4 protein-coding genes are annotated in these 2,953 nt (G+C 60.0%); 3 read left to right on the top strand and 1 reads right to left on the bottom strand.

The genetic code is table 11. From position 1 onward, the window contains the following. From AAC083_RS16690 to AAC083_RS16680, 3 genes are all read left to right on the top strand, one after another. On the top strand, window positions 1-156 hold a 156-nt coding region (locus AAC083_RS16690), incomplete at its 5' end, for a UvrB/UvrC motif-containing protein (RefSeq protein ID WP_146181706.1). Then, window positions 156-410 (top strand): YkvA family protein, encoded by a 255-nt coding sequence (locus AAC083_RS16685; protein WP_108537192.1) that lies wholly within the window; start codon window positions 156-158, stop codon window positions 408-410. The genes AAC083_RS16690 and AAC083_RS16685, both read left to right, overlap by 1 nt. Before the next feature lie 178 nt (window positions 411-588). After that, window positions 589-1,242, top strand: coding sequence for a DedA family protein (locus AAC083_RS16680; RefSeq protein WP_108537191.1), 654 nt, complete (start codon window positions 589-591; stop codon window positions 1,240-1,242). A gap of 403 nt (window positions 1,243-1,645) precedes the next feature. Here the strand turns inward: AAC083_RS16680 and AAC083_RS16675 are convergent. Beyond that, window positions 1,646-2,953, bottom strand: a 1,308-nt coding sequence (locus tag AAC083_RS16675; RefSeq protein WP_258224731.1) for a methyl-accepting chemotaxis protein, incomplete at its 5' end; no start/stop codon positions are given.

Here is a 2,953-nt window from a genome sequence, read left to right as displayed (position 1 = left end):
GGGGAATACCATGCCCGTTCTGCCAGCGAGATCGCCAAAGAGATCAAGCGGATGGAAGAACAGATGTTCCAGCATGCGCGGGATCTGGAGTTCGAACAGGCGGCCGCGCTGCGAGACCAGATCCAGCGGCTGCGCCACGAGTTGATCGAAAGTTAATGGGCAAGCGCTGGCTCATCTGGCGGCGTGTGCGTCGCCTCTATCTGGGCTTTCGCCACCCGGCCACGCCCTGGTGGGCCAGGGGGCTGGTGATCCTCATCTTGCTTTATGGCATCAGCCCGGTGGATCTCATCCCCGATGTGGTGCCCCTGTTCGGTTGGCTCGATGATGTGACGCTGCTGCTGGTGCTGCTATGGGGCTGGGAGAAATGCCTGCCAGCGCGCGTTAGCGCGGCACTGGATGAGCGTGACTGAACCACGGTTGGCCTGGCTGGTGTCGAGAAGATGCATTTCCTCTTTGATGGTATTGTCATGACGAAGATAGCGTCGTACGGGTTGCGTCTAACCGGGATAAAAAGAGGATTGTGGGAAGATTGTGGCTCGGAATGCATTGGCGTAGACTCCACGCCGTTCACTTTATGGGTATGAGAAAATGGATCTGATCCTGTTTGCGATTGATTTTATTCTGCATGTTGATGTGCATTTGAAAGAGCTGTTTGAAAACTATGGCATCTGGGTTTACGCCATTCTGTTTTTGATCATCTTCTGCGAGACAGGGCTGGTCGTCACCCCCTTCCTGCCGGGTGACTCCCTGCTGTTCGCTGCCGGTGCGCTCACCGTCGGCAGCGTGCTGGACGTGCACACCCTGGCCGCCGTGCTGATCATCGCCGCCGTGCTGGGCAACGTGGTTAACTACACCATAGGTCACTTCTTCGGGGAGCAGCTGTTCCGCAATCCCGATTCCAAGATCTTCCGTCGCGACTATCTGGACAAGACCCACGCCTTCTATGCCAAGCATGGCGGCAAGACCATCATCATCACCCGCTTCTTGCCGATCGTGCGTACCTTTGCTCCCTTCGTGGCGGGCATGGGCGCCATGACCTATCCACGCTTCCTGGTGTTCAACCTGGTGGGCGGCCTGCTGTGGGTGCTCTCGTTTGTCTACGCCGGCCACTTCTTTGGCAATCTGCCTGTGGTACGTCAGAACTTTACCCTGTTGATCTTCGGCATCATCGGCATCTCGCTGCTGCCCATGGTGATTGGCATGGTGAAAGCCAGGATGAACGCCAGCAAGACGGCACCCTGATCCACATATTGTATGGGTGAGAGATCAGCATGAGAAAAGGTGAGCCAAGGGCGCAATGCCGATAAGTGAAGGGTCCATTGAACGCTCCTGCTGAGGTGTGAAAATCCGAAACGTGTTAATTGGTTTCGGATTTTTTATGCGTATCACACAGGCTCACGACTTTCTTCACGCCAGCCAGGCTACCCAGCTTGGGTCGCTCTTCCACCTCATTCCCCCTCGCTCATCACTACTCTGCTCGGCGAAGAGGACGTCACGACCAGAAGAGAGCGACCTTACCCCCGCGGCGTGAAGCCAAGACCACCGCAGTACAGTGTGAAAAAGGCCAATAAAAACAATGCCAGTCAGGCTTAACTGACTGGCATTACGACCCAGTGTCGCGCTTTTTGTTGAGCGGCGTGACGCCTTACCAGCGGTAGGTCTTGAGCAACTGTTCCAGCTTCTGGCACTGCTCCACCAGCTGGATGCTGGCGAGGTTGGCGGCGTGCGCCTGACCCAGGGTGTCGTTGGAGGTGTTGCGAATGTCGCTCACCGAGCTGTCCACCTCGCTGCAGACCCTGTCCTGCTCCTCGGCAGATTGCGCCATCTGGGCGTTGAGATCGTTGATGCTGGCGATGCGACCTATGATGTTTTGCATGGCGGCCAGGGTTTCCTCGGTCTTGTGGATGCTCTGGTCCGCCTTGGATTTTGCATCCCCGATCACCGCAACGGCGCTCTGGGCCTCTTTCTGCAGTGCCGCGATCATCTGGGAGATCTGCTCGCTGGCGGCGCGGCTGCGGCTGGAGAGGGCGCGTACCTCGTCGGCCACCACCGCAAAACCGCGACCCTGCTCGCCGGCGCGTGCCGCCTCTATGGCGGCGTTGAGGGCCAGCAGGTTGGTCTGATCCGCAATCCCCTTGATCACTTCCAGCACGCCATCGACGGCCAGGCAGCGATTGTCGAGCTGCTGGATCACCCGATCGACCCGCGCAATCTCGGCGGACATCTCGCCCATGTCAGTGATGGAGTGCTGGGCGAGGCGACTGGTGTTGGCCGCATCCTGGTTGGTGAGGGCGGAGAGCTCGGCACTGTGACGGGCGTGCTCGCGCACCTCGTGGGAGCTGGCGGCCAATTCGCTGACGGCGGCGGCGACCTGGGTGGTCATGTGCTCCTGCTGGCGGGCCGAGCCTTCGGTCTGGGTCGCGACCTGCCTGATCTGGTTTGACTCCTGATAGAGCTGCTGGGTCGCGTGCTCCACCTCCTGCAAGCTGTGGCGAAACCCCTGCACCATGTCGCTGACGGCGCGGGTCATCTGGCCCAGCTCATCCCGGCTCGGGTTGAGCAGGGGGAGGGAGAGATCCCGCTCCTTGGCCATGCGAGTCATGGTCAGTTGCAGGTGGCGCACCGGTCGCTTGATGTAGCGCTGCAGCACCCAGCCAAGCAGGCCAAAACCGAGCCCGAACACCGCCACCAGGCTGCCGCTCAGGATCAGGTTGTTGTGGCGAATTTCGCCGAACGTGTGGCTGAGGTCGTAACTGATCCGCACCGCCCCCATGACGGTGCCTTCCGGCACCTGATGGCAGGTGGTGCACTGGGTGCCGCGGTACTCTTTGTACGCCTTGAAGGGCTTGACGAGGGTGAGCCGGTTGCCCTGCTGCTCGAGTATGGTCTCCCCTTGCGCGATGGCGCGCTGGTCCCAGCTATCCTCTGCCTGCTGATCCGGGTGACCGGGTCC

It is taken from the genome of Aeromonas sp. HMWF014, assembly GCF_963878295.1.
Lineage (GTDB): Bacteria > Pseudomonadota > Gammaproteobacteria > Enterobacterales > Aeromonadaceae > Aeromonas > Aeromonas popoffii.
This window is presented reverse-complemented; position numbering and strand designations above follow the sequence as displayed.

What these genes read in the sequence shown, in the direction of transcription:
- AAC083_RS16685 (WP_108537192.1), top strand. Translation starts at nt 156, where the DNA reads ATGGGCAAGCGCTGGCTCATCTGGCGGCGTGTGCGTCGCCTCTATCTG.
- AAC083_RS16680 (WP_108537191.1), top strand. Translation starts at nt 589, where the DNA reads ATGGATCTGATCCTGTTTGCGATTGATTTTATTCTGCATGTTGATGTG.